12 protein-coding genes are annotated in these 15,185 nt (G+C 74.2%); 5 read left to right on the top strand and 7 right to left on the bottom strand.

Annotated features, from left to right (window positions below; translation table 11 throughout):
* Positions 1-35 precede the first annotated feature (35 nt).
* Positions 36-926, top strand: a complete 891-nt coding sequence (locus ACZ64A_RS01425) for an MBL fold metallo-hydrolase (protein ID WP_469807474.1) — start codon at positions 36-38, stop codon at positions 924-926.
* A 108-nt stretch (positions 927-1,034) separates the two neighbouring features.
* Positions 1,035-1,958, top strand: coding sequence for a homocysteine S-methyltransferase (mmuM, locus tag ACZ64A_RS01420; RefSeq protein WP_469807473.1), 924 nt, complete (start codon positions 1,035-1,037; stop codon positions 1,956-1,958).
* Positions 1,959-2,128: 170 nt separating this feature from the next.
* On the opposite strand, the gene ACZ64A_RS01415 is transcribed toward mmuM, so the two are convergent.
* The 4 genes from ACZ64A_RS01415 to ACZ64A_RS01400 form a co-directional block, all read right to left on the bottom strand.
* Entirely contained in the window at positions 2,129-3,754 is a 1,626-nt protein-coding gene (locus tag ACZ64A_RS01415) for a carboxylesterase/lipase family protein (protein WP_469807471.1), read from the bottom strand.
* Between the two features lie 296 nt (positions 3,755-4,050).
* Positions 4,051-4,317 carry a hypothetical protein gene (locus ACZ64A_RS01410; protein WP_469807470.1) on the bottom strand — a complete coding sequence of 89 codons (267 nt, stop codon included), beginning with the start codon at positions 4,315-4,317 and terminating at the stop codon, positions 4,051-4,053.
* Positions 4,314-5,237, bottom strand: a complete 924-nt coding sequence (locus ACZ64A_RS01405) for an isocitrate lyase/PEP mutase family protein (RefSeq protein ID WP_469807469.1) — start codon at positions 5,235-5,237, stop codon at positions 4,314-4,316. The genes ACZ64A_RS01410 and ACZ64A_RS01405 overlap by 4 nt, the downstream gene beginning before the upstream one ends.
* Positions 5,238-5,426: 189 nt before the next feature.
* Positions 5,427-7,955: an ATP-dependent Clp protease ATP-binding subunit gene (locus ACZ64A_RS01400; RefSeq protein WP_469807468.1), complete on the bottom strand. Its 2,529-nt coding sequence runs from the start codon at positions 7,953-7,955 to the stop codon at positions 5,427-5,429.
* Between the two features lie 397 nt (positions 7,956-8,352).
* On the opposite strand from ACZ64A_RS01400, the gene ACZ64A_RS01395 reads away from it, so the two are divergent.
* Positions 8,353-8,751: a VOC family protein gene (locus ACZ64A_RS01395; protein ID WP_469807466.1), complete on the top strand. Its 399-nt coding sequence runs from the start codon at positions 8,353-8,355 to the stop codon at positions 8,749-8,751.
* On the opposite strand, the gene ACZ64A_RS01390 is transcribed toward ACZ64A_RS01395, so the two are convergent.
* From ACZ64A_RS01390 to ACZ64A_RS01380, 3 genes are all read right to left on the bottom strand, one after another.
* Positions 8,737-9,432 (bottom strand): helix-turn-helix domain-containing protein, encoded by a 696-nt coding sequence (locus ACZ64A_RS01390; RefSeq protein WP_469807465.1) that lies wholly within the window; start codon positions 9,430-9,432, stop codon positions 8,737-8,739. The two genes, ACZ64A_RS01395 and ACZ64A_RS01390, sit on opposite strands and share 15 nt — an antisense overlap.
* A gap of 89 nt (positions 9,433-9,521) precedes the next feature.
* Entirely contained in the window at positions 9,522-10,457 is a 936-nt protein-coding gene (locus ACZ64A_RS01385) for an AraC family transcriptional regulator (RefSeq protein ID WP_469807463.1), read from the bottom strand.
* 200 nt (positions 10,458-10,657) lie between these two features.
* On the bottom strand, positions 10,658-11,833 hold the full coding sequence (locus tag ACZ64A_RS01380; RefSeq protein WP_469807461.1) for a YihY/virulence factor BrkB family protein: 1,176 nt from the start codon (positions 11,831-11,833) through the stop codon (positions 10,658-10,660).
* 135 nt (positions 11,834-11,968) lie between these two features.
* Between ACZ64A_RS01380 and ACZ64A_RS01375 the strand changes: the two genes are divergently transcribed.
* Positions 11,969-13,603 carry an acyl-CoA dehydrogenase family protein gene (locus ACZ64A_RS01375; RefSeq protein WP_469807460.1) on the top strand — a complete coding sequence of 545 codons (1,635 nt, stop codon included), beginning with the start codon at positions 11,969-11,971 and terminating at the stop codon, positions 13,601-13,603.
* Positions 13,604-13,886: 283 nt separating this feature from the next.
* Positions 13,887-15,176: a GAF domain-containing protein gene (locus ACZ64A_RS01370; protein ID WP_469807459.1), complete on the top strand. Its 1,290-nt coding sequence runs from the start codon at positions 13,887-13,889 to the stop codon at positions 15,174-15,176.
* The last annotated feature ends 9 nt before the right edge of the window (positions 15,177-15,185 follow it).

Genomic DNA, 15,185 nt, shown 5'->3' with positions numbered 1-15,185 from the left:
GCCGCGGTGGCCGCGGACGGGAGATGGCCGCGGTCATGGGTGACAGGGGATACACGACGGCCGAGTACGGCGAGGTCACCGTGCTCGTGGGTGCCGAGCGGGGTGCGTACCCGTACGCACACTCGCTGCTCGTGCGGGGCACGGCGGAGACCCTGGTCGTCGACCCCTCCCTCTCGCTCGCCGAGGACGCGCCGCCGGCGGACCTGGTGCTCGTCAGCCATGCCCACGAGGACCACATCGCCGGGCTCGGGAGTTACGACGTGCCGGTCCACGTCCATGGAGACGACCTCGCCGCGCTGCGCTCGCGCCGGGCGATGATCGACGCGCTCGGGCTCCCGCCGGACGCGGCCGCCGAGCTGGACGTCACGTTCCGGGACAGCTTCCATGTGCGGGGCCGTGCGGACGCCCGTGCCTTCGCGGACGGCACGGTGTTCGACCTGGGCGGGCGCACGGTGACCGTGGTGCACCTGCCCGGGCACACCGCGGGGCACTGCGGGTTCCTGATCGAGCCGGACGGTTTCCTGTTCGTCGCGGACATCGACCTGACGTCGTTCGGCCCGTACTACGGCGACGCCGGCAGCAGCCTCGCCGACTTCGAGGCGTCGATGCGCCGCTGCCGGGACATCGACGCCCGCTGGTACGGCACGTCCCACCAGAAGGGCGTCATCGAGGGCGCGGCCGAGTTCCGGCGCCGGCTGGACGCCTTCGCCGCCGTCGTGGACAGGCGCGAGGCGGCACTGCTGGCCTTCCTCGGCGAGCCGCGCACCGTCGAGGAGATCGCCGAACACCGGCTGGTCTACCGTCCGCACGTCGAGGGCCCGCACGTGCGGCCGGTGGAGCGCAGGACGGCGGCGCTGCACCTGGACCGGCTGGTGGGCGCGGGGCTCGTGGAGCGGGTGGAGGAGGACCGGTTCCGCGCACGGTAGGCCGTCACGGCATCACCGCCCCGGCATCACCGCCCCGGAGCCGCTCGCGCCCTCCGCGTCCGACCGCACCGGTGTCCGGCGAGGAGGCCGGCGGGTTAGCGTCGGGGCATGACGAGCGACACCCCTCCCCCTCTCGCCGATGCCCTCGCCACCGGGACGGTCGTCCTCGACGGCGGGATGTCCAACCAGCTTCAGGCCGCCGGGCACGATCTGAGCGACGAGCTGTGGTCGGCGCGGCTGCTCGCCGAGCGGCCCGAGGCGATCACCGAGGCGCACCTCGCCTACGTCGAGGCGGGTGCCGATGTGTCGATCACCGCGAGCTACCAGGCCACGTTCGAGGGCTTCGCGGCGCGCGGGATCGGCCCCGAGGAGGCGGCCCGTCTGCTCGGGCTGAGCGTGGAACTGGCCCGGCGGGCATGTTCCCGGGCCCGGGAGAAGGGGGTGACCCGGCCGCTGTGGGTGGCCGCGTCCGTCGGCCCGTACGGGGCGATGCTCGCCGACGGTTCCGAGTACCGGGGGGCGTACGGGCTCACGGTGGCCGAGCTGGAGCGTTTCCACCGCCCCCGGCTGGAGGTGCTGGCGGCGGCCCGGCCCGACGTGTTCGCGCTGGAGACGGTCCCCGACACCGACGAGGCCGCGGCGCTGCTGCGGGCGGTGCGGGGTCTCGGGGTGCCGGCGTGGCTGTCGTACACGGTCGACGGGGACCGCACCCGGGCCGGGCAGCCGCTGGAGGACGCCTTCGCGCTCGCCGCCGACGCGGACGAGGTGGTCGCGGTCGGCGTCAACTGCTGCGCCCCGCAGGACGTGGCCGCCGCCGTCGCCACCGCGGCGCGGGTCACCGGCAAGCCGGTCGTGGTCTACCCCAACAGCGGGGAGCGGTGGGACGCCGAGGCGCGCGCCTGGGACGGCAACTCCACCTTCGCGCCCGAACTGGTGCAGGACTGGCGGAAGTCGGGCGCCCGCCTGATCGGCGGCTGCTGCCGGGTCGGTCCGCAGGCGATCGGGGCCATCGCCCGCACGCTCGCACGGTAACGGGCAGCGACCCGGACCAACTCCCGCCCTTGCAAGGGCTGTTTCAGCGGCGCCGCAGAGCTGACGGCGGCTGCTGCCGGGTCGGTCCGCGGGCGATCGGGGCCATCGCCCGCACGTCGAACGGTGCCAGGCAGAGGCCCGGACCAACTCCCGCCCCCACAGGGGCTGTTTCAGCGGCGCCGCAGGGCTGACGAGCGGCGCAGCCGGCGGACCGCGGAGCGCAGTTCCACGGTCCGGGTGGCCGGGCCGGCCGCCGGGGGCGGCCCGGCGACGGCCGCGGCCGCCTGGGCGGCGGCGTCCAGGCGCCACAGGGCGATCTCCCGGTCGCGCGGCCCATGGGCCGTGTACGGGTCGCGCAGGACGTCCGGACGGCCCTCCTCGCGTGCTTGTGCCGGTTCGCCGAAGATCCGCACCGGATGCGAGAGGTCCCACGGCTCCCAGCCGGGGTCGCCGTCCGCGACGAAGCGCACCCAGGCGCGGTGCATCTGGTCGGCCAGCTCCTGCGGCCCGCCCTCACCGGCCAGTTTGGCCGACTCCGGGACCTCGCCGGTGTCGAAGACGAAGCCCAGTTCGAGGGCGTGGCAGGCGCCGAGACCGGGCAGCAGCGACGGCCAGGCGAACTCGTAGACGTACGACGAGCCGGGCCGGGCGTCGGCCAGGCGGTGCAGCGGGATGCGCAGCAGGTGGTCGGTGACGAGCTGGCCGACGATTTCCGCGGGTCCGGCGTCGGGGTGCAGGGCACGGTAGCCGCGGACGACCTCGTGACCGCAGTGGCAGCGGGCCATGGCCCCGGCGAGGGCGACCGGGCCGAGCCGGTCGACGCGTTCGACGAGACCGCCGGGGACCAGCCACAGCCGGTACTCGTCGCGGGTCCAGCCCATCAGCAGCTCGGCACCGGACGCGGCGTCACCGTCGATCAGGGCCTCCAGCGGGTCGCGGGGCACGAGGTCGCCGTCGACGACGATGCCGAACGACGGCCCGCCCAGCACCGGGCTGCCGAGCCGGCCGACCTCGGCCTGGGTGCGCAGCAGCAGTGCGGGGTCGACGGCGGCGAACGCCTCGGCGGTGGCGGGCACCTTCAGCCGGGCCGCCATCCGGCGCACCATGCGCCGTACCTTGTCCCGGTCGGCGGACTCCGGCGGTCCGCTCTGCATCACGGCCCGCCGGAACAGGCCCTGGGCCTGCGGGGCGGCGATCAGCGCGCCCATGCTGATGGCTCCGGCGGACTGGCCGGCCAGGGTGACGCGTTCCGGGTCGCCGCCGAACGCCGCGATCGCCTCGTGCACCCAGTGCAGGGCGGCGAGCTGGTCGCGCAGGCCCGGGTTGGCGGGGGCGTCCGGGAACAGGCCGTAGCCCTCCACGCCCAGCCGGTAGTTCACCGACACGAGCACCACGCCGTCGCGGGCGAAGGGGCGGCCGCCGTAGACGGGCACGGCCGAGGAGCCGCGGGTCAGGGCGCCGCCGTGGAACCACACCAGCACCGGCAGCCGGGCGGCGGGGTCCGGGTCGGGGGTCCAGACGTTGAGGTTGAGGCAGTCCTCACCCGGCACGACCGGGTCGGACAGATACTTCTCGAAGGCCTCCGAGTACGGCGGTTTGGGCGGCGTCGGCCCGAAGGCCCCGGCGTCGCGCACCCCGTCCCACGGCTCCGGCGGCGCGGGCGGCCGGAACCGGCGCGGCCCGAACGGGGGTGCCGCGTACGGGATGCCACGGAAGACGGCGACGCCGTGCTCGTAGCGGCCGCGTATCCGCCCGTGGGGAGTCGCGACCACCGGGTCCGTCCGGTCCGCCGTCATACGCCCACCAGCCCTTCGCCGCGTTCGTGCTCCGGTCTCACCAGAGCACCACAGCCGCGCGCGGTATTCCGTCGCAGGAGGGCAGCATTGGGCTGTTCGGCGTACGCCGCCTTCCGGCAGCGGGGGTGCGCGCGGGCCGGCGCCTCCCGGTGTCCTCACCTCCGCGGGGCCGCCGCCCTGGAATAGCAAGCGCTTTCAGCCTGCCCGGTGTCGTGTCCGGTCGGCGCCGGCAGGCCCGGCGCCCGGGGGCGACAGCGTCCGGCGCGGAGGATTCGGCGCCGGACGGTGTCGGTGGGTCACCCGTTTTCGTGCCTGCCTGTCGCGCCGACGAGGGCCTGCATCAGGTCCACGGCGCTGCCGTCGTGGTCGCTGCCGGCGGTGCCGCTGCCGGTCTGCAGGTTCGCGGTGCGGTCCACTTCCAGGACCGAGTCCGCCCGGGAGTTGTCGATCACCGTGATCAGGCTGCCGTCGGCCGCCGCGGGGACCGCCGAGGCGCCGAGCACGGCCGCCGCGAGGGCCGCGCCCAGACGCAGCCGCGCGGCGGCCGGGCGGGCCCCGGTCACGCCGGGACGCCCTCGGACTCGGCCTGCGCGACCGCGACCGCGGCCTCCGCCTCGGCGACGGTCTGCCCGGCCGTGGGTGCCGTACGCAGCCGGGCGATGTTGCGCTCCAGCAGCCGGGTGGCGGCCTTGACGCCGACGCCGCTCGCGGCGTCCACCTCGGGCAGCCGGCCGTCGGCCTCCTTGAGCCCGGCGAGCGCGGAGTCCATCGCCTCGTGCGCGGCGAACAGACACGGCGTGCTGTAGATGGCGACGTCGACGCCCAGACCGGACAGCTCGCTCAGCGAGAGCCGGGGCGACTTGCCGCCGGCGATCTGGTTGAACAGCAGCGGCTTGCCGCCGACCACCTCGCGGATGCGGCGGATCCACTCCACGCTGCGCACGCCGTCGACGAGGACCACGTCGGCGTCGGTGGCGGCGAGCCGCTCGGCGCGGTGCAGGATGTCGTCCTCGTCGGTGGCGTCGGTGCGGGCCACCACGACCAGGTCGCGGCGCGTCTTGAGCACCTGGTCCAGCTTGTCGAGGTACTCGTCCAGCGGCAGCACCTGCTTGCCGTCGGCGTGACCGCAGCGGCGGGGCCGCTTCTGGTCCTCCAGGATGACCCCGGAGGCGCCGATGCGCTCCAGACCCTCGACGACATGGCAGGCGACCTCGGGGTCGACGTAACCGTCGTCGATGTCGACGAGCAGGTGGTGGTGCGGGAAGGCGCCCCGCAGCCGCTGCACGAACGCCACCATGTCCGGCCAGGCGATGAAGCCGATGTCGGGCAGGCCGTAGTAGGACGCGGCGAAGCCGAACCCGGAGACGAACATCCCGTCGTAGTGCCGGGCGGCGATCGAGGCGGAGTACATGTCGTACACGCCGATCAGCGGGGTGGTCCCGGGTGCGGCGATCTGCTCGCGCAGCTTGTTCCCGTAAGTCAACGTCCAGCTCCTTGGGTGGGGTTGAACACGTGCGCCCGAAGGACGGCCGCGGGGACCACGGCTGTCCTTTACCAAGACAAAAGAATTCCTATACCGAGCACCTACCGTCTTGTTGAGCGCGCTTTACTCACCCCAATGGCGGAACCGGTTCACCGGAGAAACGTCACTGAAGGGCCGTCCGCCGACCGGTCACGGGGCCGCCGCCGCGGCACCCCCGGCGCCCGGCGCCGACTGCGCGGGACGCTCGACCCGGCACACCAGGGCGTCGTTCACGACGTCCGCGACGATCGTGTCGCCGGGGTCCGCCTCGTCGGCCAGCAGCAGCGAGGCGATCCGGTTGTCGAGTTCGGCCTGGATGGTGCGGCGCAGCGGGCGGGCGCCGAACTCCGGCTGGTGGCCGTGCGCGACGAGCAGCTTCTTGGCCGCCTCGGTGACCTCCAGCTCCAGGCCCTGGGCGCGCACGCGGCGCCGGCTGGCGTCCAGCAGCAGCTCCACGATCCGGTCCAGGTCGGCCTCGGTGAGGGCGTGGAAGACGACGATGTCGTCGATCCGGTTGAGGAACTCCGGCAGGAACCGGCCCCGCAGATCCTGCATCAGCTCGTCCTTGATGGCGCCGACGTCGCCGTGGTGGGCGAGGATGCGCTGGGCGCCGATGTTGGACGTCATCACGACGACGGTGTTGCGGAAGTCGACCGTGCGGCCCTGGGCGTCGGTGAGCCGCCCGTCGTCGAGGACCTGCAGCAGCGTGTTGAACACGTCCGGGTGGGCCTTCTCCACCTCGTCGAACAGCAGCACGCTGTACGGCTGGCGGCGCACCTTCTCGGTGAGCTGGCCGGCCTCCTCGTGGCCGACGTATCCGGGCGGGGCGCCGACGAGCCGGGAGACGGTGTGCTTCTCCTGGAACTCGCTCATGTCGAACCGCACCAGCCGGTTCTCGTCGCCGAACAGCAACTCGGCGAGTGCCTTGGCCAGTTCGGTCTTGCCGACGCCGGTCGGGCCTAGGAAGAGGAAGGAGCCGACGGGCCGGTTCGGGTCGCCCATGCCGGCCCGGTTGCGGCGTACCGCCTGGGCGATCGCGGTGACCGCCTCGTCCTGGCCGACGACCCGGGAGTGCAGGGCGTCCTCCAGTTTGAGCAGGCGCTCCTTCTCGGTCTCCGTCAGCTGGGCCACCGGGATGCCGGTGCGCCGGGAGAGGACCTCGGCGATGTCGGCGGCGGTGACCTCCATGACGCCCTCGCGGCGTTCGGCCACGCCGGCGATCTCGGCCTCCACCTCGGCGATGCGGTCCTTGAGTTCGGCGGCCTTCTCGAAGTCCTCGGCGGCGACGGACTGGTCCTTCTCCCGGTTCAGCTTGGCCAGCCGGTCCTCTCGCTCGACGACCTCGGTGGACTTGCCGAGCGAACGCAGCCGCACCCGGGCGCCGGCCTGGTCGAGCAGGTCGATGGCCTTGTCGGGCAGGAAGCGGTCGGTGACGTACCGGTCGGACAGCTCGGCCGCTGCGGCGAGCGCGTCGTCGGTGTAGCGGACCTGGTGGTGGGCCTCGTAGGAGTCGCGCAGGCCCTCCAGGATCTGCACGGTCTCCTCGACGCTCGGCTCGGGCACCATCACCGGCTGGAAGCGGCGCTCCAGCGCGGCGTCCTTCTCCACGTACCGCCGGTACTCGTCGAGCGTGGTCGCGCCGACGACGTGCAGTTCACCGCGGGCGAGGGCGGGCTTGAGGATGTTCCCGGCGTCCATCGAGCCCTCGCCGGTGGCACCGGCGCCGACGACGGTGTGCAGCTCGTCGATGAACAGGATCGTCGACTCGGCGGCGCCCTTGACCTCGTCGATGACGTTCTTCAGCCGCTCCTCGAACTGCCCGCGGTACTGGGCGCCGGCGATCAGCCCGGTCAGGTCGAGTCCGACGACCCGCTTGTCCTTCAGCGTCTGCGGCACGTCCCCGGCGACGATGCGCTGCGCGAGGCCTTCCACGATCGCGGTCTTGCCGACGCCGGGCTCGCCGATCAGGACGGGGTTGTTCTTCGAGCGGCGGGAGAGGATCTCCACGGTCTGCTCGATCTCCTCGGCGCGGCCCACGACCGGGTCGAGTCTGCCGGCCTTGGCCTCCTCGGTGAGGTCGCGGCCGTACTCGTCGAGGGTGGGTGTCGTGCTCGCCGGGCGCGTCTCGGCCCGTTCCGGGCGTGCGGCGGTCTCGGCGGCCCGGCGCAGCCCGTCGAGTTCCATGCCGGAGCCGGTGAGCAGTCTGGCCGCCGCCGAGTCCGGCGAGTCCAGCAGCGCGCCGAGGACGTGCTCCGGACCGATGTACGACACGCCGGTCGCCTGGGAGCGGGCGTGGGCGCGCAGCAGCACCCGTTTGGCGGCCGGGGTGAGGCCGGGCTGGGCCGAGGGGGTGCCGCTCTCGCCGGGCAGCACGGCGGCGATCCTCTGGGCCAGGTCGTCCGGGTCGATTCCGGCCTGGGTGAGCAGCCCTCGGGCCGGCTCCACCTGGGTGCAGGCCCACAGCAGGTGCTCGGTGTCCAGGTCGGCGCTGCCGTCCTCGGCGGCCTTGCGGGTCGCGCGGTTGATCAGGTCCTGCGCGGACTCGGTCAGCAGCCGCCCGATCGGCACCCGCTGCACCTGCGGCGGGGAGGCCCCCGGGGACATCCCGAAGAACCGGTTGAGGATCTCCGAGAAGGGGTCCTGGCCGCCGTAGGAGGCACCGAAGGGGGACATCGTCATGATCGCCGTCCGGAACGTGGTGGGGGCAGGGAAAAGGGCGGGCAGGAGCCGCGGCGGGCGAGGTCCGTCGGCGCACCGCGCGCACACGGACCGGGCCGGGGCGGCCGCACTCCAGTGGAACAACAGCCCGCCGCCCCCGCAACGCGAGCACCGACGGGAGGGCCGGGGCTTGCTCGCCCCGCGGGCGGGGGGCCGACGGCCGACGAGGGCCCGCGGGGTCGCGGCACGACGGGGAGGCGGACGGGGGGCCGGGCTTGCCCCGCACCCCGAGAGGCGACCGGCATCCGCGGCAGCGCGCCGGCCGACGGCCCCGACGCGCACCCCTCCGGGCCGGTGCCGCTGAGACATGTCCGATTCCTTCAAGACCGGCGGACGGCCCCGTCCCTACGGTGGCCGTATGACTCCACGATTCGATGCCATCGGGCTGGTGGTCTCCGACATGGCCGCCTCCGTCACCTTCTACCGGCGGCTCGGGTTCGCGTTCCCCGAGGGGGCCGAGCGTGAGCCGCACGGCGAGGCCGAGTTGCCCGGTGGGCTGCGGCTGCTGCTGGACACCGAGGACACCGTGCGCTCCTTCCACCCCGGGTGGCGGCCGCCCACGGGCGGCTCCCGGGCGGGCCTCGCACTGCGCTGCGCGAGCCCGGAGGAGGTCGACACGGTGTACGAGGAGATGGTGGGCGCCGGGTACCACGGCGAGCTGAAGCCGTGGGACGCGTTCTGGGGACAGCGGTACGCGGTGCTGCACGACCCGGACGGCACCGGCGTCGACCTGTTCGCGCCGCTAGCCGAGGGCTGAGCCGCGCAGCAGCTCACCGAGCGGCATGCCCGCCAACTCCTTGACGTCCCGGGCGAGATGGGCCTGGTCGGCGTATCCGGTGCGGGCCGCGGTGTCGGCGTGGGGGAGGCCGGAGCGGGCCAGGGCGAGGGCGCGCTGGAGTCGCAGGACGCGGGCGAGGGTCTTCGGGCCGTAGCCGAAGGCGTTCAGCGAGCGACGGTGCAACTGGCGGGCGCTGAGGCCGAGTTCGTCGGCCGTGGCACCGACAGTGCGGCCCGCGTCCAGCGCGCCGACCAGGTGCCGCAGCAGCGGATCGGGGAACTCGCTGTCGGCCGCGCACCGCAGCGCCGTCTCCTCAAGGGCCCGCGCGGGGTCACCGGCGGCGGCGATGCGGGCGGCCAGCCGCCGTACCGTGGCGGCGGCCCACAGGTCGGCCAGGTCCACGCGCCGGTCGCGCAGCGCGTGCGCGGGGACCCCGAGCAGGGCCGGCGCGGTGCCGGGGAAGAAGCGCACGCCGACGTAGGGGGCGGGCGGCCCGGCCGGGACGTACGCGCGGGTGTCGGGCCCGGCGACGATCAGCCGTCCCTCGCTCCACATCAGGTCCATGCACCCGTCGGGCAGCACGGGCAGCGCCCCGCCGCCCGACGGACGGTTCGTCCACACGACGGCCCCGGGCACCCGCGACACCCACTCCGCGTACACACCGCCAGGCTACGCGCGCCTTTTCGAAGACCGACGACCGACGACCGACGGCCACCGAGCCCACCGCGGCGTCCACCGGGACGGGGACGTCATGGCTCACCCGTGCGGTACTGCTGCGGGCTCATGCCGTAGGTCCGTTTGAAGGCTGTGGAGAGGGCGAAGGCGCTGCCGTAGCCGACGTGGTGGGCGATCGCGGCGAGGGTGTCGTCGGTGTCGCGGAGGCGGTCGGCGGCGAGGGCCAGGCGCCAGGCCGTGAGGTGGGCCATCGGGGACTCGCCGACGAGTGCGGTGAAGCGGCGGGCCAGCGCCGCACGCGAGACGCCGGTCCTGACGGCGAGCGCGGCCACCGTCCAGGGGTGCGCCGGCTCGTCCTGGAGCAGCCGCAGCGCGCGGCCGACGACGGGGTCCGCGAGCGCCCGGTACCAGGCGGGGGCCTCGGCCGCCGGACGGGCGAACCACGCCCGGAGCGCGGCGATGACCAGCAGGTCCAGGAGGCGGTCGAGGACGACCTCCTGGCCGGGTTCGTCGCGCACGATCTCGTCCGTCAGGATCGGCGTGAGCGGGCACGGCCACTCGTCGGCGGTCAGCGTCAGCAGCGGCGGCAGGGCGTCCAGCAGACGGCCGGAGACCTCGCCCCGCAGCGGATACGTGCCGATGAGCAGGACCGTCGCGCCGTCGATCCGGCTGCCCCAGCTGCGCACACCGAGGTCCATGGAGCCGTTCAGGGCGCGGCCGTCGGGATAGGTGCAGTGGCCGCCGGGCAGGATGACGGCCTGCGGCCCGGTCGCGGGGTCGTCGGCGCAGACGTAGGCGTCGGGGCCGCGTGCGATGGCGAGGTCACCGGTCCGCAGCAGGACCCGCTCCCCCGTGTCCGGCACGATCCAGGTGTCGCCGCGCACCGCCAGCATCACCGTCAGCGGCGCGCGGTCCTCGACCCGTACGCTCCAGGGCGGGTCGAAGCACGCGCGGATCATGAACGCGCCACGGGCGCGGGGCCCCTCCAGGAGCGATGCGAGGGCGTCCATGGAGGGCAGCGTAGACGGCCGTGAGCGGAACCGGCCGTTCATCCCACCGGGGGCGCCCGGCGGCCGCCGACTCCCGGATCCCGGACTCTTCCGCTCACCGCGCCCGCGACGCCGGGGGCGCCCCCCCTTCCGCTCACGCGCCCGCGGCGCCGGGGCCGGCCCGACCGCTCCGGCCCGCCCGGTCCGGCGCCCCGCCGGGCTCACTTCTCCGCCGCGCCGTCCTCCCCGCCCAGGGGCCCGTGCGGGCCGTGCGGCTTGTGGGTGCTCTTCGCGTGGGCGCGCAGGCGGCCCGTCACGTCCTCCGGGGGGAGGAAGCGGGACCAGCGTTCGGGGAACTCCGACGGCATGTCGGGGTCGTCGGGGTCGAGCTCGCGCGTCGCGGTGGCCCGGGCGACGTAGTCGGCGACCTGGGCCTCGCGCACCCGTTCCTGCGCGGCGCGGGCCGCTGCCGTGGCGGCGGCCGGCCACACCCGGTCGATCGCGGCGTTGACCGCGGCCCCGACGAGGACGGCGAACGCGGACACCCCGATCCACAGCAGCACGGCGACCGCGGCCGCCAGCGAGCCGTAGATCGTCGCGCCCTCGATGGTGTGCTGGAGGTAGATCCGCAGCAGGAAGCTGCCGAGCACCCACATCGCGAGGGCGACGAGCGCGCCGGGCACGTCCTCGATCCACGGCGAGCGCACCGGCACCGACACGTGGTACAGCGTGGTCAGGAAGGCGATCGACAGCACGATCACCACCGGCCAGTAAAGGACTTGGACCACCGTCGTCGACCACGGCAGGATGCCCACCACCGCGTCCGGGCCCGCGACCATCAGCGGCAGCGCGATCGAGCCGATCAGCAGCGCCACCACGAACAGGGCGAACGCCATCAGCCGCGTCTTGACGATGCCGCGCACGCCGTCGAGGCCGTACATGACCGTGATGGTGTCGATGAAGACGTTCACCGCGCGCGAGCCCGACCACAGGGCGAAGACGAAGCCGACGGAGATGACGTCGGGCCGGCCGCCCTTGAGGACGTCGTCGAGGATCGGCTGGGCGATCTCCCGTACGCCCCGGTCGGACAGGACGGTGCGCGAGGCCTCCAGCAGGTTGTTCCTGAGGCTGGTGATGGTGTCCGTGCCGGTCCAGGCGTCGACGTAGCCGAGCAGGCCGATGAGGCTCAGCAGCAGCGGCGGCACCGACAGCAGCGAGAAGAACGCCGCCTCGGCGGCCAGGCCCAGGATGCGGTACTCGATGCAGGAGTTGACGGTGTCCTTCAGCAGCAGCCAGGCGGTCCGGCGCTTGGAGACGTTCCGGTAGAGGGCACGCGCCCGGTGCAGACGACCGGAGGGGCTCGGCGGGGGCTCGGGTGACTGACTTGCTGACTGCACGCCCTAAAGGTATCCGCCGCGGGAGGCTGGGCTCACATCGCAGGTCGCCCCGGCGCCGGACGGGCCGGGGCGAGGGGCGCACGGCCCCGTGTCGGGCGGGTCATGAGCGTGCGACCGGCGGGTAGGTTGCCGTACATGGCAGGCAGCACGCACACCGTGACCAACCAGCCGGAGCCGCTGGCCGGGTACGACGTCTTCTCCGCCGACCGCGCGCTGGTGGCCGCGGTGCGGCGGCACCTGGATCCCGGCCTGCACGAGGAGGCTCTCGGCGATCTGTCCGGGCTGGGCCGCTCGGCGGGGTCGGCGCAGGTGCAGGAGTGGGGCGCGCAGGCCAACGACGACCCGCCCCGGCTGCGTACCCATGACCGCTACGGCAACCGGATCGACGAGGTCGCCTTCCACCCGGCCTGGCACCGGCTGCTCGGCAAGGGCGTCGGGGCGGGCCTGACCTCGGCGTGGAACCGGCCGGGCGGCCATGTGCGGCGGGCGGCCGCGTTCGTCGTGTGGACGCAGGTCGAGGCAGGGAACACCTGCCCGCTGTCGATGACGCACGCGGCCGTGCCGGCGCTGCGCACCGACCCGGAGCTGGCCGCCGAGTGGGAGCCGCGGCTGACGTCCACCGTGTACGACCGGGGGCTCAAGCCGGCGGCGGACAAGGCGGGCGTGCTCTTCGGGATGGGCATGACCGAGAAGCAGGGCGGCAGCGACGTCCGGGCGAACACGACGGCCGCGCGGCCGCTCGCCGAGGACGGGACGTACGAGCTGACCGGGCACAAGTGGTTCTGCTCGGCGCCGATGTCGGACGGCTTCCTGGTGCTGGCCCAGGCGCCCGGGGGTCTGACGTGCTTCCTGGTGCCGCGGGTGCTGGCGGACGGATCGCGCAACGTCTTCTTGATCCAGCGGCTGAAGGACAAGCTCGGCAACCGGTCGAACGCCTCCGCCGAGGTGGAGTTCGCCGGGACGTGGGCGCGCCGGGTCGGCGAGGAGGGGCGCGGGGTGCGGACCATCATCGGGATGGTCGCGGCGACCCGGCTGGACTGTGCGCTGGGCTCGGCGGGGCTGATGCGGCAGGCCGTCGCCCAGGCGGTCCACCACTGCTCCCAGCGCGAGGCGTTCGGCGGGAAGCTGATCGACAAGCCGCTGATGCGCAACGTTCTGGCCGATCTGGCGCTGGAGTCGGAGGCGGCGACGACGCTGGCGCTGCGGCTCGCCGCGGCCTGCGACGAGGACTCCGAGCAGGCGCGGGCGCTGCTGCGGATCGCGGTGCCGGCGGCGAAGTACTGGGTGACGAAGCGGTGCGCCCCGCTGGTCGTGGAGGCCGCCGAGTGCCTGGGCGGCAACGGGTACGTGGAGGAGTCCGGGCTGCCCCGGCTGGTGCGCGAGTCGCCGCTGAACTCGATCTGGGAGGGCGCCGGCAATGTGCAGGCCCTCGACGTGCTGCGGGCGCTGCGGCGCGAACCGGCCGCGCTGGACGCGTATCTGCGGGAGGTCGGGCAGGCGCGCGGCGCGGACCACCGGCTGGACGCGGCGATCAAGGACCTGCTGACGGAACTGGCGGACCTGGAGGGTGTCGAGGCGCGGGCCCGGCGGATCACGGAGCGGCTGGCCCTGGTCCTGCAGGGATCGCTGCTGGTGCGGTTCGCGCCGCCGGCGGTGGCGGACGCGTTCTGCGCCGGGCGGCTGGGGAGCGACGCAGGCGCGGCCTTCGGGACGCTGCCGCACACGCTGGACCTGGCGTCGGTCGTGGAACGGGCCCGGCCCGTCTCCTGAGGGCTGGGTACGGGGGGTGGTGCTGCGCCGACACGGCACCACCCCCGCGCAATGGCCCATGCAAGGCCAGGTACGCCGCTCGGGGACGGCGTGGCTCAATGTTCAACGAAACGGGTGACGGTCCACCAGGGTTGCAGGGGGTTGCAACTTGTCCGGAGTCGGTCCCTCCGTCCCCGGTGCTCGGCAGTATGAATCCGATGCGGCACGAGCAGCGGAACAGACCGGAAAGCGATCCCCGTTCGGGGTTGACATCCGGTGTGCACGACCTTTCCTGGAGGACCCAGTGGCGAACTCGCCGATCAACGTGACGCACCTCGCCGCCGTCGACGCGGCGCGCGCGGCGCGGGTGCTCAGCGAGGTGCGCGCGGCCGCGCTGGCGGGACAGCGGACCCGGGTCGCGCCCCGTCCGGTGATCGAGGAGTCCTGGGGGCGCATGCTGCGCAGCGGGGTCGATCCGGAGCACGACTTCCGCTCCGATCTGCTGAGCGACGAGGAGCTGCGCCGGCGCCGGGAGGCATCGCCGCTGAAGCAGGTGCTGCCGGTCCTGCGTCAGGGGCTGCTGTCGGTGGCGGACGTCGCCCGGCACATCATGGTGGTGGCCGACGCCGACGGCCGGGTGCTGTGGCGGGAGGGGTGCGCGCCGGTGCTGCGCAAGGCCGACGGCCTCGGCTTCCAGCTCGGCGCGGACTGGCGCGAGGACGTCGTCGGCACCAACGGCGTCGGCACCCCGGCGGTGGTGCGGCGGCCGGTGCAGGTCTTCGCCGGCGAGCACTTCGTGCGCAGCCAGACCTCCTGGACGTGTACGGGCGCGCCGATCACCGATCCCCGTGACGGGAAGCTGCTCGGCGTGGTCGATGTCAGCGGGCCGCTGGAGACGATGCATCCGGCCACGCTGGCCTGGGTGGACTCGGTGGCCAAGCTGGCCGAGGCGCGGCTGCGCGAGGTGCACGTGGACGCGCTGGAGCGGCTGCGGGCGGTGGCGGCGCCGGTGCTGGCGCGAGTGGGCGGCCGGGCGCTGGTGGTGGACCGTGACGGCTGGACGGCCGCCGTGACGGGGATGCCGTACACCGGGCGGGTGGCCCTGCCGCGGGGGGTGCGGACGGGGCGGCGGTGGCTGCCGGCGCTCGGGATGTGTTCGCTGGAGCCGATGGCGGGCGGCTGGCTGGTGCGGGCCGTGGACGAGCCGCTGCCGCCGGGCGCGACCCGGATCGTGCTGGACCTCGCGCAGCCGCGCCGCTGGTCGGTGACCGTGTCCTCGTCTGCCGGCAGCTGGAGCCACGAACTGAGCCCGCGGCACGCGGAGTTGCTGTATCTGCTGGCGGTGCAGCGGACGGGGCGCAGTGCGGCGCAGCTGGCGCGGGACATGTTCGGCGACCCGGCGCGCACGGTGACGGTGCGGGCGGAGATGTCCCGGGTACGGCGGTATCTCGGGGGCTTCCTCGCCCACCGGCCGTATCGTTTCAGCGAGGACGCCGAGGTCGAGCTGCTGCTCCCCGGCGACCCGCGGGATCTGCTGCCCCACTCGACGGCGCCGGGTGTGGTGCGCGGGCGCGGCACGTCCGCCGTGCCGTAAGGGGGCTTT

This window comes from Streptomyces sp. NPDC104814 (assembly GCF_055583185.1).
This window is presented reverse-complemented; position numbering and strand designations above follow the sequence as displayed.

Excerpts from the sequence above, each read along its gene's own strand:
- ACZ64A_RS01385 (WP_469807463.1), bottom strand. The coding sequence starts at position 10,457 with ATGGACGCCCTCGCATCGCTCCTGGAGGGGCCCCGCGCCCGTGGCGCG.
- ACZ64A_RS01425 (WP_469807474.1), top strand. The coding sequence starts at position 36 with ATGGGTGACAGGGGATACACGACGGCCGAGTACGGCGAGGTCACCGTG.
- ACZ64A_RS01375 (WP_469807460.1), top strand. The coding sequence starts at position 11,969 with ATGGCAGGCAGCACGCACACCGTGACCAACCAGCCGGAGCCGCTGGCC.
- ACZ64A_RS01395 (WP_469807466.1), top strand. The coding sequence starts at position 8,353 with ATGACTCCACGATTCGATGCCATCGGGCTGGTGGTCTCCGACATGGCC.
- ACZ64A_RS01415 (WP_469807471.1), bottom strand. The coding sequence starts at position 3,754 with ATGACGGCGGACCGGACGGACCCGGTGGTCGCGACTCCCCACGGGCGG.
- mmuM (WP_469807473.1), top strand. The coding sequence starts at position 1,035 with ATGACGAGCGACACCCCTCCCCCTCTCGCCGATGCCCTCGCCACCGGG.
- ACZ64A_RS01400 (WP_469807468.1), bottom strand. The coding sequence starts at position 7,955 with ATGACGATGTCCCCCTTCGGTGCCTCCTACGGCGGCCAGGACCCCTTC.